8 protein-coding genes are annotated in these 25,104 nt (G+C 72.2%); all 8 read right to left on the bottom strand.

Going from position 1 to position 25,104, the window contains the following annotated elements; genetic code table 11:
* Positions 1 to 26: 26 nt before the first annotated feature.
* Positions 27 to 1,658, bottom strand: a complete 1,632-nt coding sequence (locus ASC99_RS10415; RefSeq protein WP_057230525.1) for an acyl-CoA dehydrogenase family protein — start codon at positions 1,656 to 1,658, stop codon at positions 27 to 29.
* Complete coding sequence (locus ASC99_RS10410) at positions 1,655 to 3,265, bottom strand: PfaD family polyunsaturated fatty acid/polyketide biosynthesis protein (RefSeq protein ID WP_057230523.1); 1,611 nt, start codon at positions 3,263 to 3,265, stop codon at positions 1,655 to 1,657. The genes ASC99_RS10415 and ASC99_RS10410 overlap by 4 nt, the downstream gene beginning before the upstream one ends.
* 34 nt (positions 3,266 to 3,299) lie before the next feature.
* The gene (locus tag ASC99_RS10405; protein ID WP_057230521.1) at positions 3,300 to 10,484 is read right to left on the bottom strand and encodes a type I polyketide synthase; all 7,185 of its coding nucleotides are present in this window, start codon (positions 10,482 to 10,484) and stop codon (positions 3,300 to 3,302) included.
* A gap of 88 nt (positions 10,485 to 10,572) precedes the next feature.
* The gene (locus ASC99_RS41890) at positions 10,573 to 17,289 is read right to left on the bottom strand and encodes a type I polyketide synthase (protein ID WP_082598231.1); all 6,717 of its coding nucleotides are present in this window, start codon (positions 17,287 to 17,289) and stop codon (positions 10,573 to 10,575) included.
* 86 nt (positions 17,290 to 17,375) lie between these two features.
* On the bottom strand, positions 17,376 to 18,221 hold the full coding sequence (locus ASC99_RS10395) for a thioesterase domain-containing protein (RefSeq protein ID WP_057230519.1): 846 nt from the start codon (positions 18,219 to 18,221) through the stop codon (positions 17,376 to 17,378).
* Positions 18,208 to 18,462 (bottom strand): acyl carrier protein, encoded by a 255-nt coding sequence (locus tag ASC99_RS10390; protein ID WP_235502461.1) that lies wholly within the window; start codon positions 18,460 to 18,462, stop codon positions 18,208 to 18,210. The genes ASC99_RS10395 and ASC99_RS10390 overlap by 14 nt, the downstream gene beginning before the upstream one ends.
* A gap of 526 nt (positions 18,463 to 18,988) precedes the next feature.
* Complete coding sequence (locus tag ASC99_RS10385; protein ID WP_057230516.1) at positions 18,989 to 20,449, bottom strand: glutamate synthase subunit beta; 1,461 nt, start codon at positions 20,447 to 20,449, stop codon at positions 18,989 to 18,991.
* Complete coding sequence (gltB, locus tag ASC99_RS10380; protein WP_369824177.1) at positions 20,442 to 25,025, bottom strand: glutamate synthase large subunit; 4,584 nt, start codon at positions 25,023 to 25,025, stop codon at positions 20,442 to 20,444. The genes ASC99_RS10385 and gltB overlap by 8 nt, the downstream gene beginning before the upstream one ends.
* Positions 25,026 to 25,104: the final 79 nt, after the last annotated feature.

Below are 25,104 nucleotides of genomic sequence, written 5' to 3'. Positions count from 1 at the left end.
GGTTCTCTCTCCTGTGAGGCTGGGCATCAGGCCAGGTGGACCGGGACGGCGGAGAACAGGCGGTTGGCCGCGTGCAGTTCGCGGGTGAGCGCCAGTGCGGGCAGCAGCGGTCCGGCCACCCGGCGCGGCGCGGTGCCGTCGGCCCGGGTCAGCAGGTAGCCGAGCACCGCGTCCAACCAGTCGGTGCGGCCCAGCAGTTCGTCGTCCCGGTTGGCCGCGTGCAGGTGCAGGCAGGCGGCCGCGGCGTGCAGCCAGGCGAACCGCTCGGCCAGGTCGACCAAGTCGTTGCCCTTCGGGTCGGCCCCGGCCACTTCGGCCGGCAGCCCGGCCAGTGCTGCCCGGAGCCGGTCGGCCTGGGCGGAGCCCTCGACCTCCGGCAGCGGGCCGCCGGTGACCAGGTCACGGCCCCGGGCGTTCAGGTCCAGCCGGGCCGGTTCGTACGGCGGCAGCTCGGCGGCCAGGTCGAATACCGCCCGCACCGCCGCCGGGTCCGGTACGGCCGACCGGCCGACCAGTGCCGGGAGTTGACCGGCGAACGAGCGGAGGTTGGCCACCGTGCTGGTGTCCACCACCCGGACCAGCGCGGCGTCCCGCTGGAGCTTCTGGAACAGGCCGCCGCCCGGACCCTCGGTCCGCAGCACCGAGCGGGTGGCCAGCACCGTGCCGCAGCGCAGCATCAGGTCCTCCACCGCCTCCGCCACCACGTGCTTGGCGGCGCAGCCCCAGACGCTGAACGTCTCGGGCGCCACGTGGATGCCCCTGGCGGCCGCCAGCGCGACCGCGTCGGCGGCCAGCAGCGCAGCCGAGGAGATCGCCAACTCCCGCTGCGGGTACGGGGATTCGAGCAGCGGGGTGCGGCCGATCCGGCGGCCCTCGGCGAAGTCGAGGGTCAGCCGGAGCGCGGTGTCGGCGCAGCCGAGGCTGCCCGCGGTGCTCATCAGGCGGACCACCTGCTGGGCCTTGACCGCCGTCTCCAGCGCCTCCCCGTCCCGGCCGACCAGGGCGTCGGCCGGGACGGGGTGACGGTCGAAGGTCAGGTGTGCGAAGTCGATCCCGCGCATCCCGCCGGTCGGCACCTGGGGGCCCCGCTCGACCCGGTCGTCCAGGTCGAGCAGGGTCGCGGAGAACGCGGCGGGCCCGCGCTCCCCCGTCCGGGCCACCAGGTAGGCGGCCTCGCTGCGGTGGCCGAGACCGACCATCCACTTGGTGCCGCTGAGCTCCCGGCCCTCGCCGGCCGGGGTGAGCCGGGCGGTGTTGGCCAGCAGGTCGCTGCCGTGCTCGGCCTCCGACATCGCGAAGGCCACCGAGCCGCCCCGGCGCAGGATCGCGGCCACCCGCTCCTGCTGCGCGGGCGAACCGTGCAGCTGGACGCAGGTCGCGGCGGTGATGCTGAACATCGTGCCGGGCATCACGTTCAGGTCCCGGCGGGCGGCGGTGCGCACCAGGGTCAGGCTGTGGTCGAAGGAGCGGAAGCTGCCGCCCAGTTCGGCCGGCAGGTAGTTGAGGTGGAAGTCCCGCTTGCGCAGGACGGCGCACAACTCCTCGGGGAACTCGTCGCGTTCGTCCCGGCCGACGGCCGCCGCGTACCCGAACGGGTTGGCGGCGTCCGTCGGGTCGCCCAGCTCGCGGTCGAGCTCCTCGGCCTCGAGCGCGGTCACAGCGGCACCGGCCGGTAGTCGGCCGCCGAGGCGGGGATCCGGACGCCCGAGGTGCGCAGCTGCGCCACCCGGGTGTGGAAGGCGGCGCCGCGCATCAGGTGCTGGGCGACGTCGGCCACCCGGCGGTTGCCGGGGGTCTTCAGGTAACTGGCCGTCACCCAGTCGTTGAAGCTGCCCATCGCCGGGCCGCACCAGATCTGGTAGTCCAGCGTGCGGTCCGGGTCGCCGACCGTGGACCAGCGCGAGGACATCCCGAGGTACCAGCGGAAGACCAGCGCCATCCGCCGCTTGGGGTTGCCCTCGGCCCGGGCCAGCTGCTCGGGGTCCCGGCGCGAGAAGTAGCCGACGCAGTCCTGCCAGACCTCGTCCAGCGGCCGGCGGAAGATCTGCGTCTCCAGCCGGACCCGCTCCTCGGTCGGCAGCGCCTCCAGGCCGTCGTACGCCTGGTAGAGCTCGTACAGCCGCTTGGCCCGCATCGGGAACAGCGTGCCCTTCTTGAGCACCTGGAGCTCGACGCCCATCTCGAACATGTCGGCGGCCGGGGCCATCTCGCAGTCGGCGATACCCGCCTCGGCGAGCAGGGCCTTGGCCGCCTTCGAGGCGCCGGACTCCACACAGGACTGGTTGACCGAGCCGGTCACCACGTAGGCCGCGCCCATCGCGAAGGCCGCCGCCACGGCGACCGGGGTGCCGAGCCCGCCCGCCGCGCCGACCCGGATCTGGGCCGGGTAGCGGTGCTCGCGCTGCACGGTGTCGCGCAGCCGCAGGATGCTGGGCAGCAGCGCGGGCAGCGGCCGGCGGTCGGTGTGGCCGCCGGAGTCGGCCTCCACCGTGATGTCGTCCGCCATCGGTACGTACTTGGCCAGTTCGGCCTGCTCCGGGGTGATCAGACGCTGGGTCAGCAGGGCGCTGACCATCGCGGCGGGGGCCGGACGCATGAAGCGCTCGGCGGTCTCGGTCCGGGAGATCTTGGCGATCAGCCGGTGCTCGGCGAGCACCCGCCCGTCCGGTCCCTGCCGCAGCCCGGCCAGGCGCCAGCGGACCACGTGCGGGGTGAGCGCCATGAAGGCGGACGCCTCCACGCAGCGCACCCCGTAGCGCAGGAACAGCTCGACCGCCTCGCGCTCCAGCCGCTCCTCGCTCGGGCTGTGGATCAGGTTGACGGCGTACGGCAGGCCGGGGATCTCGGTGGCGAACCGGGTGAGCGCCGCCTCGATCGTCTCGGGCAGCAGCCCGGCCGCGCCGAAGGAGGCCAGGAAGCCCTCCCTGGCAAGTGCGATCACCAGGTCGGCGGAGGCGATGCCGCCCGCCATCGCGCCTGCCAGGTACGGGTGTTGGACCCCGTGCGCGGCCCGGAACTCGGGCGAGCCGAGCCGGTGCGCGGGCAGCGCGGCGACGGCGGCCAGCAGCGGCAGTCCGGCCGCCCCGCCGCGCCGGGTACCGCTCGCGGCGGCCCGGCCCTCGGCAACGGCGCCGATGCCCTCGGGGGTGCGGACGATGAAGCAGGGGCGGTCGAGTTCGGCGAGCGCCTGGTAGATGCCCGGCGCGTCGGTGGCGGGGTAACTCTCCCCGTACCAGCGCAGCGGGGTGGATTCCAAGGTGTCCATGGGTGGGGTGTCTCTCCTAGCGCGTGGGGGGCGGTCAGGCTTCGGTGCGGACCTCGATGGCCACGTCGGTCAGTTCGTAGATGCGCAGCCCCGGCTTCCACAGGTCCGCGTCGGCGATCACCACCACCCGGCCCGGCTCGCGGCGGATCTCCTTCACATGGACGTCGAAGCTCAACTCCCGGTCGTGCCGCAGGATCTGACCCCGGTACCGCCAGCCGGTCTCGATCTCGGTGGCCAGCCCGAACCTGGGGTTCTCGATGCCCTCGGCCAGGCCCTCCTCCAGCACGAACAGCCGCAGCGCCTGGAGCACCGCCTCCACCCCGAGCGAGCCCGGCATCACCGGGTCGCGGTGGAAGTGGCAGTCGAAGTACCACTCGTCGGGCCGCACCTCGCGGTACCCGTGCAGGTAGCCCGCGCCGTGCCGGCCGCCGTCGGCGACCAGGTCGACCCGGTCCACCAGCGCGTAGTGCTCGCCCGGCAGGTGCAGCCGGCCACCGCTCGGGTCGGTGAACGCCGGTGCGTCGACGGGGAGTTCGATCCGCCGGACCCGGTCGGCGGCGGGCCGCTCCTGCTCGATCCAGGGGGCGACGAACTTGCCCGAGTCCAGCCCGGCCTGGTTGGCCAGCGCGGCGTCACTGAAGTACCCGAACAGTGACTCGCCGGTGTAGAACACCTCGCCGTCGGCGGAGAGTTCGTAGCTGAAGTTCTGCAGCACCGCGCCGGACATCGCGCTGGTCATCAGCAGCTTGGAGTGGTGCCGGATGGTCTTGCCCCGCAGGTCCAGGTCCTTGACCAGGGTGGCCCGGCCGTCCAGGTTGCGGATCGCGTACTGCTCCTCGGGCCGCTTGAGGGTGGCGCCCAGGTAGTAGCCGAGCAGGATGGCGGCCTGCAGCGAGCTCTCCATGTAGACCGCGTTGGGCATGTGCGGGTGGGAGTTCTGGGTGTAGTACCAGGCGTCGGCCGGCGAGTCGTACTCGGTGACCATCTCGGAGCCCGGGTTCAGGTCGCCCCGGGTGCCCTTGAGGGACATGATCCGGTCGACGAACTGGAAGTCCCCGTTGGGGATGTACGGCGCCCGGCTGTTCGCGTAGACGTCGAACTCGGGGCCCATCGCGGTGCCCAGGTCGCCCTTGGCGGCGTGCGCCAGGTGCAGTTCGTTGATCATCGCGGGCTCGCCGGAGCGGTTCCGCCGGCCCAGGAAGACCGGCACGCCGCCCTCGCCCGGACGGTACGGGGTGCCCTCCTTCTCCCGGATCTGGATGCCGAAGTTGTGCATCCGGATCACCGGCTTGTCGCCGAGGTAGACCAGCACGTCGGCGATCACCGAGGGGCGCGGGAGCAGGGTCAGCTCCATCACCTCGATCTCGTACCGGATCTCGGTGTGCTGCGGGGTGATCTGGCCGCGCACCTGGACCTCGGTCTGCAGGCCGATGATGGTCTGGAAGCGCGCGTCCGGCAGCACCAGGTGCATGCCCTGGTGCAGCAGGTAGGACTGCAGGGCCTGCACCGCGCCCTCGGCCACCATCGAGCCGGCCAGCACCGGGTCGTCCGGGAAGTGGCACTCGAAGTACCAGGCGTTCGGCTCCAGTTGCTTGCTCGCGGTGAGCAGACCGAGGCCGCGCGGGCCGCCGGTGCGGTCGATGGTCAGCTCGTCGATCATCCGGAGCTTGGCCACCGGCAGCCGCAGCGCCGGGTTCAGCCCGGCGTCCTGGGCGTGGTGCGGGCCGAACACCTCACCGGGGCGGCCCTGGGCGAGCAACTCCAGGTGCTCGGCGGTCAGGTGGTTCCGGTCGGTGTCGGCGAGCGGCTTGAACGAGCCCTTGGTGAGCGCCGCCCTGGCCGCCTTCTGCTTCGCGGTGGTCACCACACCGAGCGGGGTGTCCAGCTCGGCCTGGCTGAAGAAGCCGGCCGAGGCGTCCTTGAGCTCGAGGATCAACTCCCCGTCGGCGTAGCAGAGGTAGGAGAAGAAGAACAGCGTGGTCTCGCCCTGGGTGACGAAGCGGTTGATCGAGATGTCGTAGCGCAGGGTCTGCCCGGCCTTCGGCAGGTCGCCGTGGAAGACCAGGGTGGAGTCCAGCAGGCGGTAGACCCGCTGGCCCTTGTTCCGGAAGTCGATGCCCAGGTAGCTGATCAGCAGCAGGTCGCACTGCCCGGCCTCGATCGCCACGGCCGGCGGCACGCCGCCGTCGACGGTGTACCAGGCGTCCTCGGGCACGTCGTACTCGGTGCGGATGAAGGACGGCTGGTAGACGCCGGTCTCCGCCTTCAGGTCGGTGACCCGGGTGACGAAGTGGTACGGCGGCGCGGGCAGCCGGACCCGCTTGCCATAGCCGTCGATCTCGGCGAACTCGGCGCCGAAGACCTTGGCCAGGCTGCCGGTGGCGAACTCCAGCAGATCGGCCTGGTCCCAGATCACACCGTCCGGCCTCGGTGCCCTGACGTCCTGGGCGGCGGGCGGCAGCGCAGGGGCGGCCGGTGTGGCGGCCGGCAGCGCGGTCTGGACCGAGAAGCTGATCGGCTCGGGTGCCGGGAGCACGGGCAGCCCGGGGTCGGCCGGGGTCTCGGTGAGCAGCGCCTCGGCCCGGGCGAGGGTGGACTCCTGCAGGACGCGCTGGGTCTCCATCACCACCGAGTGGGTGGCCAGCAGTTGTTCGCGCAGCTCGCGCACCAGCTCGGTGGCGGCGGACCCACCGACCGGGGCCGGACGCTCCGGGGTGACCACGGCCGGGCGGGGGTCGGCGACCGGCTCGGGCTCGGCCCAGGGCAGGAAGGAGATCGGCTCGCCGTCGAAAGCGATGACCTCGGGATCGGCGACTGACGGGTCGACAGGCATCGGGGCGTGGCCCTCCAGCGGGACGGGACCGACTGGTCCGGACGGAGAAGACGGAGCGGGGCTGAGCGGGGCGGCGGGGGGCGACCCGACGGCACCGGCCCTCGCGGGCACGGCACCGGCCATCGCGGGGACCCGGGCCCGGCTGAGCACCGGGGCGGCGGCAGCGGCGACGGCGGCCGGGATGGCCGGGCCACCGCCGACCGGGATGCGCAGCCGCTTCCGCGCCGGGGCGGGCAGCGCACCGAGCAGGGCGGGCAGGTCCAGCGGCACACCGTGCGCCAGCAGCCGGGCGGCCAGCTGGGCCACCGACTTCGCGGCCGGCACCCCGCGCCGGTCGACCGAGACCGCCACATGGGCGTCCTGGCCGAGCGACTCGCGCACCCAGCGGGTGCAGGTGGAGCTCGGGCCGACCTCGATGAAGTACCGGAAGCCCTGCTCGTACGCGGTGCGGGTGAGCCGGGGGAAGTCGATGGTGCTGCGCAGCGTGTGCGCGATCCGCTCGGCCACGGTCTCCCGGGACAGCCCGGCGACCGTGCCGTAGTCGTACGCGCTGAACAGCTGCAGGTCGCCGGGCGAGCCGACCGGGTGGTCGTTGAGCTCGGCCAGGCCGGCCAGTTCACCGTCCACCACCGGGCAGTGCATCACCGAGTTGACCGGGGAGCGGGCCGAGGGGCAGCCCAACTCGGCGATCAGGGCCCGGCACTGGTCCGGCGCCCCGGCGATCACCACCTCGGTCGGGGTGTTCACATGGGTCAGGAAGAGCCGGTCGTACCGGGTCAGTGCCTCGCGCACCAGGTCCGCGTCGGTGAGCAGCACGAAGCTCGCCCAGACCGCCGAGTCGGGTGTGTCGTCCGGCAGTTGCCACAGGTCCCGGACGGTCCGGCGGGCGCCGGTGAGCCGGTCCTTGAACAGCGGGGTGGCACTGATCCGGTCGTCCCGGCGGGCCTCGCGCCGCCAACCGCCGGTGGCGAACAGCATGCTGCTCTCCCCCAGGCTGTAGCCGAACGCGCCGTGCGCCCGGACCCCGAGCAGCTCGCGCACCAGGTCGGTGTAGAGGATCGCAAAGCTGGTACCGGTGGCCAGCATGAACGGCAGGTCACCGCCGAGCCGCTCCTCCAGCGCCATCAACTCCCGCTTCCCGAAGGCCTGCTGACCACGCGGGTGGAGCATGGCCGAGCGGAACGCCCGGTCCGGCTGCTCCGCCTCGGCCTCGAAGCGGGTGAGCAGTCCGGGGAAGGCCCGGAACAGGTCTCGACCCAGGCCCGGATAGGAGTTGAAGGCGCCCGGGTAGACCAGCGCGACCTTGCCCTCCGGACCGATCGGCCGTCCGGTGGCGAAGCTGCCGGCCGGGGTGGCCCACTCCTCGCCGCGGGCCAGCACGCCCGGCAGGTCGCGGGCGGCGGCCTCCAGCTGGCTGCGCAGCGCGGCCCCGTCGGTGGCCACCAGGACCACCCGGGCGGTCTGCCGCTCCGTCAGCCGCCCGGCGGCGTCCACCGCGAGCGCGTACGGGTCGGCCCCGTCCGCCAGCAGCCCCAGCTGCCGGTCGATCTCGGCGGTCAGGCCCGCGTGGTCCTCGGCGCCGAGCGCGAGCAGCACCGGTCCGTCGGCCCGCCGCCAGTCCCGCTCGACGACCGCGCCCCGGGTCTGCCCGGCGGAGAGCACCAGGTGACCGTGCGCGCCCCCGGTACCGAGGAAGCTGACCGCGGCGTACCGCCGGGCCGAGCGCTCGGTCCGCAGCCAGGGGCGGGAGGTCTCCGGCAGGTAGAAGCCGCCCGCCGCGAAGCGTTCGGCATGCTCCTCGGCCGGGCGCTGCCAGCCAGGGACGCCGGGCAGGTAGCCGTGGTGCAGGGCGAGCACCGCGCGCAGCAGGCCCGCCATGGTGGCGGCGCCCTGGGTGTCGCCGAGCTGGGCCTTGGCGCTGCCGAGCGCGAGCTCGGTCCGCCCGGCCGGGTAGACGGCGGCCAGCGCCGTCAGTTCGGCCGCGTCCAGGACGGGCGTACCGCCCGCGTGCGCCTCCAGGTAGCCGACCTGGTCGGCGCCGATCCCGGCCAGTTCCAGCGCCTGCCTGGCGACGTCCGCGAGCAGCTCCGCGTCCGCCTCCGGCAGTACGCCGTCGACCGGCACGGCGTGCCGGACCACCAAGGCGTCCAGCCGGGCGTAGACCGGCCGTTCGCCGCCCGGACGGGTGACCACCACCGCGCCGGCGCCCTCGCCGATCCGCCAGCCCTGGCTGCCCGCGCCGAAGCTGAGCCCGGCGCCCGCCACCGGCGTACCGGTGCGCAGCAGCAGCCCGTCCGGCGAACCGGCCAGGTCCACCGCGCCGACCAGCACGGCCTCGATCTCCGGGTCGAGCAGCAGCAGGCGGGCGATGTCGAGTGCCTCGGCGGTGCCCGCGCCGTCGGAGGAGATGGTGAAGGACGGGCCGGTCAGATTCCACAGCGAGGAGATCCGGCTGGCCATGATGTTGCCGATGTAGCTCAGCACCTCGTTGGCCACGATCGGCTGGTGCACGCCGTCCCGGGCGGCCGCGGCCAGCTCCTCGACCTGGGTGTCCGTCAGGTCCAGCCCCGCCGCCCGGTACGCCTCGCGCAGCCGGCCGGCCAGGCCGTACCTGGCCAGGTGCAGGTGGGCGCTGGGCTCGATCTCCATCGCGACCAGCACCGCGACCCGCCGGGGGTCGGGGCCGGACTGCCCGGCCGGGGCGGTGCGGTCGAAGCCGGCGTCGGTCAGCGCCTCGTCGGCGACCTTGGCCATCAGCGCGTGCTGGAGGTTGTAGTTGCGCAGGTCAGCGGGCGGGATGCGGTAGTCGGCCGGGTCGATCGTGACCTGGTCGACGAAGCCGCCCTCGGGCAGCGTCGCGGCCCCCAGGCCGGCCTGCTCGAGTGCGCCGCCGGTGGTGGACTCCAGTCCGCGCCAGCGGAGTTCGGGCAGCGGACGGAAGGCGTCGCCGCCGTTGTGCAGGGCCTGCTCGAACGCGTCCACCGACTCCAGCGAGCCGAAGTGCGCGCCCAGCCCGACGATGTCCAGCGCCGGGGCGGCCACCGGGAGTTCGGCCTCGGCCCGGTCGGCTGTGGCGGACAGCACCACGTGCGCGTTGGTACCGCCGAAGCCGAAGGCGGAGACCGCCGCGCGGCGCGGCCCCTGGTGCGCGGGCCAGGCGGTCCGCTCGCGGACCAGCGAACCGCCGACCGCGTCGTTGACCGGCTCGGACACGCCGATGGTGGGCGGGAGTTCGCCGCGCTGCATGGCCAGCACGACCTTCAGCAGGCTGCTCAGCCCGGCCACCGTCAGCAGGTGGCCGATGTTGCCCTTGACCGAGCCGAGCAGCGGCACCTTGCCGTGCTCACCGAACCAGCGGGCCACCGAGTCGGCCTCGGTGGTGTCGCCGATCGGGGTGCCGGTGGCGTGGCACTCCAGGTAGTCGATCTCGCCCGGGGCGACTCCGGCCTCGGCGTAGGCGAGCTGGTAACTGCGGTGCTGCCCGGCCGCGTTGGGGACCAGCAGATGGCGGCCCGCACCGTCGTTGGAGAGCCCGATGCCGTCGATCACGGCGTGGATCCGGTCACCGTCGCGCTGGGCGTCGGCGAGCCGCTTGACCGCCACCATGCCGGCCCCCTGGCCGGTCAGGATGCCCGCCGAGGCGGCGTCGAAGGGCTGACTGAAACCGTTCTCGGGGTAGGCGTGCAGGTCGGAGAAGGAGAGGTGGATCAGGGTCGGGTCCGGTGCGCAGACCCCGCCCGCCAGCACCAGGTCGGCCTGGCCGGCGGCGAGTTGGTCGCAGGCCAGCTTGAGGGCGTAGAGCGCGGAGGAGCAGGCGGCGTCCAGTGCGAAGCGCGGACCGCCGAGGCCGAGCGCGGCGCCCGCCACCCGGGCCGGGGCGCCGCTGACCCGGGCGTCCGCCGGTTCGGCGGCCGGGGCGGCGGGGGCCGCCAGGCCGTCCAGGCCCGCGAGGCGCAGGCCCTCCAGCACGGCCTGGTCCACCAGCGGCAGGCTGATCTCTGCCGAACTCGGGGTCGGGAAGGAGTAGTTGCCGAGGATCAGGCCGGTCCTGGCCAGCACCTCGGTGCGGTCGGCGTAGCCGCTGTCGCGCAGCGCCTCCCGGGCCACGTGCAGGGACCAGTGGAAGACCCGGTCCAGCCGGGCCAGCCGGTCGGCGTCCAGCAGGTAACCGCTGGGGTCGAACTCGAAGCCGGTGACGAAACCGCCCTTGCTGCAGTAGATCCGGTGTGCCGGGTCCTCGTCGCGCGGGTCGGCGGCCGGGCCGAAGACCTCGGTCCCGCCCTCCCGGCGGCTGTCGACGCCGCCGCTCAGGTTCTGCCAGAACTCCTCGGGCGTCCCGGCCCCGGGGAAGAGGCAGGACAGGCCGACGATGGCGTACTTGCTCACGTTGTGGTCCTTCCGGAGCTTGTCGGCCGGGCCCGGCCGGCCACCACAGGGGTGACCGACCGGGGACCGGGCCGAGGGGCGAGTACGCCTAGTTGGTGACGAACTTGGCGGCCAGCTGCGGCGTGGAGACCAGGCTCACCCCGCCGAGACGGGCCAGCACCCGGCCGCCGGGGGCGCAGGCGGTGACGGTCAGGCTCGCCGTGCTGCCGTTGCTGGAGACCGGCTCGACCACGATCAGGAAGGGCTCGCCGTCGGGCAGCGCCTGGTGGAACTCGGCGCGGGCCACCGAGAGCGGCAGGCTCGCCGTGGCGCGGTACAGCTTCATCCAGACCAGACCGGCCTGGAGCAGCAGGTCCGCCGTGCCGGGGCCGTACAGCTGCCCGCCGAACGCCCCGTTGCCGGGCCGGTGTTCGGGCAGTGCGGCCTCGAGCACCAGCCGCGACTCCTGCTCCGCGAGCACCCGCCGCAGACCGCGCAGCGAGTCGCCGTGGAACAGCGTCCCGTCGGTGTAGTACCCGCTCGCGTCCCGGCCCTGGCCGAGCGCCGGGAGTCCGGCCACGCTCGGGCGGCTGGTCTCGGTCGCCGGGTCGGCGCCGAGCACCACCCCGGCCGCGTAGTGCGGGCGGACGGTGCCGTCGGCGGCGACCGAACGGATCGTCACCTCGGTGGTGGCACCGTCCCCGGCCGGGGCGGTGGTGAGCTGGAAGCTGCCCTGCTCACTGCCGTCGAACAGCACGCCCTTGTGCACCGCGAAGTCGCGGACCTGACGGACCGTCCCTCCGCTGAGTCGCTCGACCGCACCGATCGCCCAGCCCAGCGCGAGCGCGGCGGGGAGCACCGACACCCCGCCGATCACGTGGTCGGCGACGATCGGCTCGGCGGCCAGCACGTCCAGCCTGCGCTCCAGCACGGTCGCGGCCGGAGCCACGCTCTCCCGCACCGAGAGCGGAGTGGTCGGGCCGAGCACCGTCACCACGTCGTTGCCGTGCTCCGGCGCGAACTGCCCGGTGAACAGGGCGGTTCCGACGGACTCCGGGATCAGCGTGATGCCACGCTCCTGGAACACGGCCTTGATCTGCGGCGAGACCATCCCGCTGTCCCAGGCACCCCAGTTCAGGGCGGTCACCCGGGTCTGCGGGTGCTTGCGCTTCCAGCCGGCCGCCCAGGCGTTCAGCACCTCGTTGGCCATCGCGTAGTCGGACTGGCCCCGGTTGCCGAAGAACCCGGCCACCGAGGTGAAGAGCAGCACGTGCCGCAGCACGTCGGCGGGCAGCGCGTCCAGCACCGAGCGCAGCCCGGTCAGCTTCGGCGCGAAGACCCGCTCGATCTCGGATGCCTTCTTGGCGCTGATCAGCTGGTCGGCCAGCACCCCGGCGCCGTGCACCACACCGGTCACCTGTCCCGCGTACGGGGCGAGCACCGCGGCCGTCGCGGCGGCGTCGGTGATGTCCACCGCCAGGTACTCGACCCGGCTGCCCGCCGCCGCGACCTCGGCCAGCGTGCGACGGATCTCCCGCTCGCCGACCACGGACTGGAAGAGCTGCTCGACCCGCTTCGGGGTCGGCTTCTCCCCCGCCGCCTTCAGCTGCGCGACTGCGGCGGCCTTCAACTCGGCCGAACCGGTGACCCCATGAGCCCAGGCGGGCTCGTCGCCGAGCGCGGTGCGGCCCAGCAGCAGGAAGCCGGGACGGTGGGCGGTGGCCAGCTCGACCACGCAGCGGGCGGTGATGCCCCGGGCTCCGCCGGTGACCACGATCAGGTCCTCGGCGGTCAGCGGGGCGACCTCACCGGAGACCGTGGCGGGGCTCTGCTCGGTCAGGCCGAGCGCGACCCGGCGGGTGCCGTCGTGGCCGACCTGGACCGGTTCGGTGGCGGCGTCCCAGAGCTCGTCCAGGACCAGCCCGACAGCAGTGGCAGCGGGCAGGCCCGGCGCCAGGTCGACGGCGCGGCAGAACAGTTCGGGTGCCTCGACCGCGAGGGTCTTCACCAGACCGCCGAAGCCGCCGGAGGGCGCGAGCGCCTCCTCGACACCGTGCAGGCCGAAGCCGCCGTCCAGTCGGGTCACGGTCACGAAGCCGGCCCGGCCGGTACCTGCGGCCCGGGTCAGCGGCTCGACCAGGTGCTTGGCGGTGAGCAGCGCGTGCGACAGTCGGCGGACGCCGTCCGCCCAGTCGCTGTCCGGCCGGGTGGAGAAGGTGACCGCCAGGCTGACCGGGGTCAACTGCTCGATCCTCTCGGCCAGTTCGGTGACACCCCAGCCGGAGAGCGCGAAGTCGCGGACCCCCGGCAGCTGCCGGGTCACCCCGGGCAGGCGGAGCAGCTGGACCTGCCAGCCGGTGGCGGTCAGGCGCTCGGCCAGCTCGGGGGTGAGCTCACCGCCGTCGTCCACCAGCAGGGCGGCGGAACCCGCCGGGTACGCCCCCACCAGCCGGTCCGGCAGCGGGAGTTCGACCAGCGTCGCCTGGGCCCGGCCGAGTCGGCCGGGGACCACCGGAGCGGGGGCGGGGGCGGGGGCCACCACCGGCTCCGGCGCGGGGGCGGCCGGAGCCGTGGTCCCGGACATGAAGTCCACGATCTGACCCAGCGTCCGCAGCTCACCGAGCTGCTCCGGACCAACGTGCACCTCACTCGGGAACTGCTCCGACAGCACACCCAGAATCTCGACCCGCTTGATCGAGTCGATCCCCAGATCCGCCTCCACATCCATGTCGAGGTCCAGCATCTCCGCCGGGTAGCCGGTCTTGGCGGCGACCACGGCGAGCAGGGCCGCCGCGACGTCACCCGCCGAGGGGCCGGCCTGCGCCGGAGCCGCAGCAGTCGGAGCCGTGGCGCCGGACATGAACTCGACTATCTGACCCAGCGTCCGCAGCTCACCCAGCTGCTCCGGGCCCACGTGCACGTCACTCGGGAACTGCTCCGACAGCACACCCAGAATCTCGACCCGCTTGATCGAGTCGATCCCCAGATCCGCCTCGACATCCATACCCAGTTCGAGCATCTCCGCCGGATAGCCGGTCTTCGCCGACACCACCGCCAGCAACGCCGCTGCCACATCGGCCGACGACGGACCCGCAGCAACCACCGGCACCGGCACTGCACTCGCCGACATGAAGTCCACGATCTGACCCAGCGTCCGCAGCTCACCGAGCTGCTCCGGACCGACATGCACCTCACTCGGGAACTGCTCCGACAGCACACCCAGAATCTCGACCCGCTTGATCGAGTCGATCCCCAGATCCGCCTCGACATCCATACCCAGCTCCAGCATCTCCGCCGGATAACCCGTCTTCGCCGACACCACCGCCAACAGCGCGGCAGCCACCTCATCCGCCGACGGACCCGCAGCAACCACCGGCACCGGAGCCACCACCGGCACCGGCGGCAGCGCGGCAACCACCGGGGCCGGCGCGGCAGCCACGGGCAGCGGAGCAACCGCCACCGGCGCGGGAGCCAGCGCGACCGGAGCAGGCGCCACGGCTGCGACTGCGACCGGAGCCGGCACCGGAGCCGAGACTGGGGCGGGAGCAGCAGCGGGAGCCCCGCCCAGCTCCAGCGCGGCCAGGTCGCGAAGGATCTCGTTGGCCCGCAGGTGCGTCCGGCCGATCGCGAGGCCGTGCTCCTTGACCGCGGTCACCCCGCCCAGGATCTCGGGCAGGCGGCCCTGGTCGGCGGCGTTCTCCAGCAGTCCGGCCAGCCGCTCGGCGCTCTGCAGCTGCCCGTTCAGGTAGTCGTCGTGCAGGGCGAGGTGATCGGTGATCAGCTCGGACAGCCGGTCGGGCTGACGATCGTGGTCCACGGGTTCGGTCTCCTGGACGACGGCGGCCACGGGGGCCGGTACGGGAACGGAAGCGGGTACTTCGACCGGCACCTCGACCGGTACGGGCACCGGCACGTGGACCTCGACGGTCGGCAGCGTGACCCGGTAGCCGTTGTCGATCGCCTCCCGGTAGGCGGCCCTGCGGTGCTCGGGGACGTAGTTGATGCCGTTCAGCGGGACGGTCATTCCCTTCACCGGCGCGACCGGCTCCGGCACCAGGACGTACGGGTCGGCCACCGACAACGGCAGCCCCAGCACGACGAGTTGGGCGACCGCGCGCTTCAGGGCGATGTCGGCGTCGACCCCGGGGCCGGGGTCGAGCTGGACGACGACGTGCGGCCGGTCACCCAGGATCCGGCGGACCAGCTGGGTCAGTACGCCCTTGGGCCCGAACTCCACGAAGGTCCGGAACCCGCCCGCGTACATCTCCTCCACCCGGTCGGCGAAGTGCACCGGGTTCACCAACTGCTCGGCCAGCACCCGCCGGTTGGCAGCCTGGTCGGCGCCGTACACCGCGCCCGGCGTGTTGGCGTACACCGGTCCGTGCGGCTCGCGGATCTCGACCTGCTCGACGCTCGCCCGGAACGCCTCGACCGCGTGCGCCACGTACGGCGTGTGGAAGGCGGCCGAGACCGGCAGCCGACTGGCTCGTATCCCGGCCTCCTTCGCGGCCGCGACCAGCCGTTCGACCTCCTCGGTGCCGCCGCCGACCACGATCTGGTCGGCCGCGTTCCGGTTGCAGACCGTCAACCCGGCGAACCGGGCCAGCAGTTCGGCCACCTGCTGATCGGTGGCACTCAGCGCGGCCATCGCGCCCGGGTCGAACCCGGCCTCGGCGGGCGGCGCCATGGCCGCGCCCCGGGCCCTGGCCAGCTCGAAGAAGGCGTCGTCGTCCAGCGCGCCAGAGGCCCAGAGCGCGGTCAACTCGCCGAAGCTGTGCCCGAGATGGCCGTCGGCCGCGAAGCCCAGCTCGCTCAGGTAGCGGAACTGACCGGCCGCCAGCGCGCCGATCGCGGGCTGCGCGTACTCGGTACGGCGCAGCGCGTCCTCCTGCCCGGCCTTGGCCGCCGGGTTGAAGGCGGGCGCCGGGAAGGCCACCCTGGACAGCGGCTCGGTGCCCGCGAAGCGCCGGTTGGCGGCGTCGAAGGCGGCCCGCAGCGGCGGCACGGCGAGCACGGCCCGGTGCCCCGGGTTCACGTACTGGCTGCCCTGACCGGCGAACAGCGCGCCGACCTTGCCGCTCTCGCCCGCACGGGCCCGGAAGTACACGCCCTTGGGGTGGGCCCAGTCCGAGGCGTCCGGCTTGGCCGCCAGCTCGGCGGCCGCCAGCGCGGTGAGTTCGGCCAGCTCCGCGTCGGTCCTGGCCACCAGCGCCACCCGGGGGTGGCCGGCCGGGGCCGGCTCCGTCAGCGCGGGACCGGCGAGTGCACCGGCCAGCGCCTGGACGGTCGGCGCGTGCCACTGGTGCACCCGGACGACCGGGAAGACCACCTTGAGGTCGTCGCCGTCGCCGTACTCCTCCAGCACGAAGTGGAAGTTGGTGCCGCCGAAGCCGAACGAGGAGATGGCGGCCCGGCGGTGCGCCCGCTCCGGGTCGCGGATCCACGGGCGGCTCTCGGTGTTGACGTAGAACGGGCTGTTGGCGAAGTCGATCGCCGGGTTCGGCTCGTCCACGTTGATGGTCGGCGGCAGCAGCTTGTGGTGCAGCGCCATCGAGAGCTTGATCAGCCCGGCCGCGCCGGCCGCCGCCTTGGTGTGCCCGATCTGCGACTTCACGCTGCCGACCGCCGCGTACTGCTTCGCCTCGGTCGCCCCCGACACCACCGCGGCCAGCGCGGACAGTTCGGTCGCGTCACCGACCGCCGTGCCGGTGCCGTGCGCCTCGAACAGCTCGACGCTCTCCGGTGAGCAGTCGGCGTCCTCGTAGGCCCGCTCCAGGGCGACGATCTGGCCCTCCTTGCGGGGGGCGTAGATCGACTTGAACCGGCCGTCGCTGGACGAGCCGATGCCCCGGATCACGGCGTAGATCTCATTGCCGTCCCGCTCGGCGTCGGCCAGCCGGCGCAGCGCCAGCATGCCGATGCCCTCGCCGATCAGCGTGCCGTCGGCCTCCTTGTCGAACGGACGGATCCGGCCGGCCTTGGAGAACGCCGGCGTCTTGGCGAAGCACAGGTACATGAAGATGGTGTTCTCGGCGTCGCAACCGCCCGCCAGCATGGTGTCGGCGCGACCCTCCAGCAGTTCGCTGACGGCGGTCTTCACGGCGGCCAGTGAGCTGGCGCAGGCGGCGTCGATGGTCATGTTGGTGCCACCGAGGTCGAGCCGGTTGGCGATCCGCCCGGCCACCACGTTGCCCAGCATGCCGGGGAAGGAGTTCTCCTCCCACGGCGCGAAGGCCAGCTTGAACTTCTCGGCGATCTCCTCGGCGTCCCGCTCGGAGAGGCCGACGCTGCGGGCCACCTCCTTGAGCACCGGGGTCTGCAGCCGGGCCGAGAGCGGCTGGGTGAGCTGGTTGGCGCCGGTGATGCCGAGCACCACTCCGGTGCGCGAGGCGTCGTACCAGGGCTGTTCGGCCCCGGCGTGCTTGAGCAGGTCGCGGGCGACCACCAGGCTGAGCAGCTGGAGGACGTCGGTGACCTCCAGGGTGGTCGGCGGCAGGCCGAACTCCATCGGGTTGAAGTCCACGGTGGGGATGAACCCGCCGTGCCGGGAGTAGGTCTTGTCCGGTGCGGTCGGGTCCGGGTCGTAGTGCTCGTCGAGGTCCCAGTGGGTCGACGGCACGTCCTCGATGCAGTCCGCCGCCTCCACCACGTTGCCCCAGAACTCCCGCAGGTCACGGGACTTGGGGTAGAGGGCGGAGAGGCCGACGATGGCGATCGGGTCGCGGGCGAGCCGGCGGTCCAGCTCGCGTTCGCTCGGTCTGACGGCACTGTCGTGAGGCGGGACGGTCGGATTGTTCGAGGAGTGCGCTGGCTGCGAAGAGTTCACGGCGGGCTCTCTTGGTCTCGGTGGCCGGGTCTCACCCGGGCAGCGCCCAACGGGGGTGTGGACACTGCCAGGGCAGGGCGTCGGACCTAAACGGGGTGGACCAGGCGGGCGATGGCCTGGGCCGCGTCCGGTCGGGTGAGCATGGTGTAGTGGTCGCCGGGGGCCACCGCCAGGCTGAGCCCGTGCGGGGCGAGCGGCTGCCAGCCGAGCGTGGGGTCCTCGGGGATCAGGCTGCGTTCGGCCTTCACCAGGACCAGCGGGACGCTCGACGACTTCGGCCGGTACGGCGCGGTGAGCCGGTTGTTGCGCAACAGCCCGTCGACGTAGGTGTCGTAGAGCTTGCGGAGCCCGGGCAATGGGGTGTCCGGGAGCAGTGCACCACTCGCGGTGGCGGCGTCCAGCACGAGCGGGAGCCCGTCGTCGACGCCGCAGCCGAGCAGGGCGGCCGGGTCGAGCGGTACCGGACGGCCGCGTTTGGCGCCCAGGTACATCGCGAACCAGCCCAGCAGCAACGGGGGTTCGAGGGCTTCGTCGGGCTGCTGGTACTCCTCGGTCGGCGCGATGCTGTCCAGCAGCACCAGCCGCTCCGGGCGCCGGTCGGCGGGCAGTCGCTCGACCATCGCCTGCGCGACGACCCCACCGAACGACCAGCCCACCAGCGAGAATTGATGACTGGTCAGTCCGGCGGCCCAGTCGGCGAGGGCTTCCACGGTGGTCTCGGCCCGGCCTCCGGTGAGGGCCGCCTCCCCGTACTCGGGGACGGCGGAGAGGTCGAGCACAGTCAGTCCGACACCCTCGGGAAGGGCCTCGGCGAGCGTACGGTGCACCTGCGGAGCGAGCGCCCCGGGGTGGACCAGATGGACGGTGTGGCCGCCTACGGCAGCCCGGCGTAACGGGAGGGCCGCGACCGGCCCGGGTCTACGCGGCGGCACGCTGGCCGCTCTCCTCGGCGATGTGGGCGGCCAGGTCCTTGATGGTGGGGTGGTACCAGAGCGTGGTGGTGCCGAGTTCGAAGCCGAGCCAGTTCTCCATCTCGCCGGCCAGGATCAGCGCCTCGGTGGAGTCCAGGTCCAGCTCGTCGAAGTACTGCTCGGGCGAGACCTCCCCGGGCGCCACCCCGAGCCGGTGGGCGATCTTCTCGATCAGCCACTGCTGGGCTTCAACTGCCGTCACTTGAGCCACGGTTGGTCCTTCCTCTGGCGCCGGCCGAGCCCGACCGGCACCGCATCGACGTTTTCGGGTACGCCGGACCGGCCCTTGACGGGATGGTCCGTGGGCAGTACGAAGGGAGAGCGGGAAGCGGGCATTGAGCACCGATGAGAAGTGGAACCGGGGGCCGTCGACTTCGAACCCGGGCCCGGTCGCCACTGGCTCCACTGTGGCCCTCGGTGACCTGCTATTCAACCGTCAACTAACTTGACCGGCCCGGACCGGAGCCTGTACCTGGCAAGGCATGGCAAGTCGTGCCAAAACCCACGAACGGTACGGCAGTTGTTGTCACCTCGGCGCACACACTCAGCAAACACCCAGGCTCCCGCAGGACGCGGTCACCGGCTCCGTAAACGCGGAACGGCACCTGCCCCCAACTTGGTCGGGGAGGGGGCAGGTGCCGTGATACCGCATGAGCCCGGCGGCTCTGACGGGCAAGCGGTTGGTGCGGCCGGACAACGAGCGTCCGGCGGTTTCAGGAGAGGGTTGGTCAGACCACCAGGGGGCGGTCGGTCGGGCGGATCGGGGCGGGCAGCGCGGTCTTGCCACCCAGGTACTTGTCCACCGCGGCGGCGGCCGAACGGCCCTCCGCGATGGCCCAGACGATCAGCGACTGGCCACGGCCGGCGTCGCCGCAGACGTACACGCCGTCCACGTTGGTGCCGAACTTCGCATCCCGGCCGATGTTACCGCGGGCGTCCAGGTCGACGCCGAGCTGCTCCACCAGACCGTTCTTGACGTCGGTGCCGGTGAAGCCCATCGCCAGGGTGACCAGCTGGGCCGGGATGGCCCGCTCGGTGCCCTCGATCGGCTGGAACCGGCCGTCCTTGAACTCGACCTCGACGAGGTGGAGTTCAGCGACGTTGCCGACCTCGTCGCCGGTGAAGTGGGTGGTGTTGACCGCGTAGACGCGCTCGCCACCCTCCTCGTGCGCGGAGGTGACCTTGTAGGTCATCGGCATGGTCGGCCAGGGCTGGTTGCCGGGACGCTCGTCGCTCGGACGCGGCATGATCTCCAGCTGGGTGACCGAGGCGGCCCCCTGCCGGAGCGCGGTGCCCAGGCAGTCGGCGCCGGTGTCACCGCCGCCGATCACCACGACGTGCTTGCCCTTGGCGCTGATCGGCGGCTCGACGAAGTCGCCCTCCTGCACCTTGTTGGCCAGCGGCAGGTACTCCATGGCCTGGTGGATGCCCTTGAACTCCCGCCCGGGGACCGGGAGATCACGCGCGGTGGTGGCACCGGCGGCGACCACGACGGCGTCGAAACGCTCGCGCAGCTGCTGCCCGGTGATGTCCTCGCCGACGCTGACCCCGGTACGGAAGCGGGTGCCCTCCGCACGCATCTGCTCGATGCGGCGGTTGATGTGGCGCTTCTCCATCTTGAACTCGGGGATGCCGTAACGCAGCAGGCCGCCGATCCGGTCCGCGCGCTCGTACACCACCACGGTGTGCCCGGCCCGGGTGAGCTGCTGGGCCACCGCGAGACCGGCCGGGCCTGAGCCCACGACCGCGACGGTCTTGCCGGACAGGCGCTCGGGGATCTGGGCGGTGACCCCGCCGTTGTCCCACGCCTTGTCGATGATGGTGACCTCGACGTTCTTGATGGTCACCGCGTCCTGGTTGATGCCCAGCACGCACGCCGACTCACAGGGAGCCGGGCACAGCCGCCCGGTGAACTCCGGGAAGTTGTTGGTCGCGTGCAGCCGCTCGATCGCGCCGGTCCAGTCGTCCCGGAAGGCGAGGTCGTTCCACTCGGGGATCAGGTTCCCGAGCGGGCAGCCGTTGTGGCAGAACGGGATGCCGCAGTCCATGCAGCGGCCGGCCTGCTTGCTGATGATCGGGAGCAGGCTGCGCTCGACGTAGACCTCGTTCCAGTCACGAAGTCGAACATCGACCGGGCGGCGCTCCGCCAACTGCTTGGGCGTGGTCAGGAAGCCCTTGGGGTCAGCCACGTGCCGCCTCCATCATCTTGCGAGTGGTCTCAGACTCGGAGAGCCCGTCGCGCTCAGCGGCATCCTTGGCGGCGAGCACTGCCTTGTAGTCGGTCGGCATGATCTTGGAGAAGCGGGAGACCCCGCCGGCCCAGTCAGCCAGGAGCTCGGCGGCCACGGTGGAGCCGGTCTCCTCGTAGTGCTGCTGCACGGTCTCGCGCAGCCAGTCGCGGTCGGCGTTGGTCGGGGCCTCGATGCCCACCATGCCGTCGTTCACGTTCGCCGGACGCAGGTCCAGCACGTACGCGACACCGCCGGACATGCCTGCTGCCAGGTTACGTCCGGTCTCACCCAGAACGACGACCCGTCCACCGGTCATGTACTCCAGGCCGTGGTCGCCCACGCCCTCGACCACCAGGGTGGCACCGGAGTTACGGACGGCGAAACGCTCACCGGCCTTGCCCCGCAGGTGAATTCGGCCGCTCGTCGCACCGTAGCCGATGGTGTTACCGGCGATCACGTGGTTCTGCGCGTCGGCGCCGATGGCGGCCGCGTCGCGCGCCGGGCGGACGATCAGCACACCGCCGGAGAGGCCCTTGCCGACGTAGTCGTTGGCGTCGCCCTCCAGACGCAGCGTGATGCCCTTCGGCACGAAGGCGCCGAACGACTGGCCCGCCGAACCGGTGAAGGTGACGTCGATCGTCCCCTCGGGCAGACCCTCGCCCCGGTAACGCTTCGTCACCTCGTGGCCGAGCATGGTGCCGACCGTCCGGTTCACGTTGCGGATCGGGAGCTGGATCCGGACCGCGTCGCCGCGCTCCAGGGCGTCCTCGGCCAGCTCGATCAGCTGGTTGTCGAGCGCCTTGTCCAGCGCGTGGTCCTGGGTGGTGGTGTTGTGCAGCGCGGCGCCCTCGGGCAGCTCCGGCACGTGGAACAGCGGGGCCAGGTCGAGGCCCGCCGCCTTCCAGTGCGTGACCGCCTCGGCGGCGTCGATGTGCTCGGCGTGGCCGACCGCCTCCTCGATGGTGCGGAAGCCCAGCTCGGCCAGGATCTCCCGGACCTCCTCCGCGATGAACTCGAAGAAGTTCACGATGAACTCGGGCTTGCCGGAGAAGCGCTCGCGCAGCACCGGGTTCTGGGTGGCGACGCCGACCGGGCAGGTGTCCAGGTGGCAGACCCGCATCATGATGCAGCCGGAGACCACCAGAGGCGCGGTGGCGAAGCCGAACTCCTCGGCGCCCAGCAGGGCGGCGATCACCACGTCGCGGCCGGTCTTGAGCTGACCGTCCGTCTGGACCACGATCCGGTCCCGCAGGCCGTTCAGCAGCAGGGTCTGCTGGGTCTCGGCCAGGCCGAGCTCCCAGGGACCGCCCGCGTGCTTGAGCGAGGTGAGCGGCGAGGCACCGGTACCGCCGTCGTGGCCGGAGACCAGCACCACGTCCGCGTGCGCCTTGGAGACACCGGCCGCGACCGTGCCCACGCCGACCTCGGAGACCAGCTTCACGTGGATGCGGGCCGCCGGGTTGGCGTTCTTGAGGTCGTGGATCAGCTGAGCCAGGTCCTCGATGGAGTAGATGTCGTGGTGCGGCGGCGGCGAGATCAGGCCGACACCCGGGGTGGAGTGCCGGGTCTTCGCGACCCACGGGTAGACCTTGTGGCCGGGCAGCTGACCGCCCTCACCGGGCTTGGCGCCCTGGGCCATCTTGATCTGGATGTCGTCCGCGTTCACCAGGTACTCGGAGGTGACGCCGAACCGGCCGGAGGCGACCTGCTTGATCGCCGAGCGGCGCTCCGGGTCGTACAGGCGCTCCGGGTCCTCGCCGCCCTCACCGGTGTTGGACTTGCCGCCGAGCCGGTTCATCGCGATGGCCAGCGTCTCGTGCGCCTCCATCGAGATGGAGCCGTACGACATGGCGCCGGTGGAGAACCGCTTGACGATCTCGGAGACCGGCTCGACCTCGTCGATCGAGATCGGCGCCCGGCCCAGGCCGTTGAACTTGAACAGGCCGCGCAGCGTCATCAGCCGCTCGGACTGCTCGTTCACGCGCTCGGTGTACTGCTTGAAGATGTCGTAGCGGCGCGACCGGGTGGAGTGCTGCAGGCGGAACACCGTGTCCGGGTCGAACAGGTGCGGCTCGCCCTCGCGGCGCCACTGGTACTCGCCGCCGATGTCCAGCGCGCGGTGCGCGGCGGAGATGCCGGAGGCCGGGTACGCCTTGGCGTGGCGCGCGGCCACCTCCTTGGCGATCTCCTCGAGCCCGATGCCGCCGAGCTTGGTGGTGGTGCCGGCGAAGTAGCTGTCCACCAGCTCCTGGGAGAGGCCGATCGACTCGAAGACCTGCGCGCCGCGGTACGAGGCCACGGTGGAGATGCCCATCTTGGACATCACCTTGAGCACGCCCTTGCCGAGCGCCTTGATCAGGTTCTTGATGGCCTTCTCGGCCTCGATCCCGGTCAGGAAGGTGCCCTGCTCGACCAGGTCCTCGACCGACTCCATCGCCAGGTACGGGTTGACCGCACCGGCGCCGTAGCCGATCAGCAGCGCGACGTGGTGCACCTCGCGGACGTCACCGGCCTCGACGATCAGCGACATCTGGGTGCGCTGCTTGGTCCGGATCAGGTGGTGGTGCACGGCGGAGGTGAGCAGCAGCGACGGGATCGGCGCGTGCTCGGCGTCCGAGTGACGGTCCGACAGCACGATGATCCGGGCGCCGTCGGCGATCGCCGCGTCGGCCTCGGCCGCGATCGCCGCCAGCCGGGCGGCCAGCGCCTCGCCGCCGCCGGAGACCTTGTACAGGCCCGACAGCGTGACCGCCTTCAGGCCCTGCTGGTCGCCGTCCGCGTTGATGTGGATCAGCTTGGCGAGCTCGTCGTTGTCGATCACCGGGAAGCTCAGGCCGACCGAGCGGCAGTGCGCCGCCTCGGCGGCGAGCAGGTTGCCCTCCGGGCCGAGGTTGCTGAGCAGCGAGGTGACCAGCTCCTCGCGGATGGCGTCCAGCGGCGGGTTGGTGACCTGCGCGAACAGCTGGATGAAGTAGTCGAAGAGCAGCCGGGGCTTCTCGGAGAGCGCGGCGATCGGGCTGTCGGTGCCCATCGAACCGAGCGCCTCACCACCGGACTTCGCCATCGGGGCCAGGATGACCCGCAGCTCCTCCTCGGTGTAGCCGAAGGTCTGCTGACGACGCGTCACCGAGGCGTGGGTGTGGTGGATGTGCTCGCGCTCCGGCAGCTTGCCGAGCTCGATCTGACCGCCCGCGACCCACTCCTCGTACGGGTGCTCGCCTGCCAGCTGGGCCTTGAGCTCCTCGTCCTCGACGATCCGTCCCTCGACGGTGTCGATCAGGAACATCTTGCCGGGCTGCAGGCGGCCCTTCTTGACCACCTTCTCCTGGTCGATGTCGAGCACGCCGACCTCGGAGGAGAGCACCACCAGGCCGTCCTCGGTGACCCAGTACCGGGCCGGGCGCAGGCCGTTGCGGTCGAGCACCGCGCCGATCTGGGTGCCGTCGGTGAAGGTCACGCAGGCCGGGCCGTCCCAGGGCTCCATCAGGTTGGAGTGGTACTGGTAGAACGCGCGGCGGGCCGGGTCCATGGTGGCGTGGTTCTCCCACGCCTCCGGGATCATCATCAGCACCGAGTGCGGCAGCGAACGGCCACCGAGGTGCAACAGCTCCAGCACCTCGTCGAACGAGGCCGAGTCGGAGTGGTCCGGGGTGCAGATCGGGAAGATCCGGCTCAGGTCGCCCGGGATCAGGTCGGTGGCGAGCTGGGACTCACGCGCCGTCATCCAGTTCCGGTTGCCCTTGACCGTGTTGATCTCGCCGTTGTGCGCGACGAAGCGGTACGGGTGGGCGAGCGGCCAGCTCGGGAAGGTGTTGGTGGAGAACCGCGAGTGCACCAGGCCGACCGCGGAGGCGTACAGCCGGTCCGACAGGTCGGGGAAGAAGGGCTCCAGCTGGCCGGTGGTCAGCATGCCCTTGTAGACGATGGTGCGGGCGGAGAACGAGGGGAAGTACACCCCGGCCTCCCGCTCGGCACGCTTGCGCAGGACGAAGGCGACCCGGTCCAGCGCGATGCCGGTCAGCTCGCCGCCGGACACGAAGATCTGCCGGAACCGCGGCATCACCGAACGCGCGGTGGCGCCCAGCAGGTCGGGAGTGACCGGCACGTCGCGCCAGCCCAGGACGGTGAGGTTCTCCTCGGCGGCGATCGCCTCGATCTGCGCGACGGCTGCGGCGTCGGCCGCGTCCTCGTCCGGCAGGAAGGCGATACCGACGGCGTAGGAGCCGGCCGCCGGGAGCTCGAAGGAGACCTTGGAGCGCAGGAAGGCGTCCGGGACCTGGGTCAGGATGCCCGCGCCGTCACCGGAGTCCGGCTCGGCGCCGGTGGCCCCCCGGTGCTCCAGGTTGCGCAGCACCGTGAGGGCCTGGTCAACGATGGTGTGGTCGGCGATGCCGGTCAGCGTGGCGACGAAACCGACGCCGCAGGCGTCGTGCTCGTTACGCGGGTCGTACAGGCCCTGAGCAGTGGGTCGCGCATCCGGAACGAGCGCGTAGGGCCGGGCTGCGGCCTGCTGGGGCTCGTTGGCGGAGTGCATGGATGCAGACAGCATCGGCTCTCCCGTCGTCGTCTCTGGCAAGGTGCTTGTGCAATAGGGACGACGTTGGCCCTCTGCG

Source organism: Kitasatospora sp. Root107, assembly GCF_001424875.1.
GTDB lineage: Bacteria > Actinomycetota > Actinomycetes > Streptomycetales > Streptomycetaceae > Kitasatospora.
Note: the sequence above shows the minus strand (reverse complement) of the source record. Positions and strands in the feature narration are given on the sequence as shown.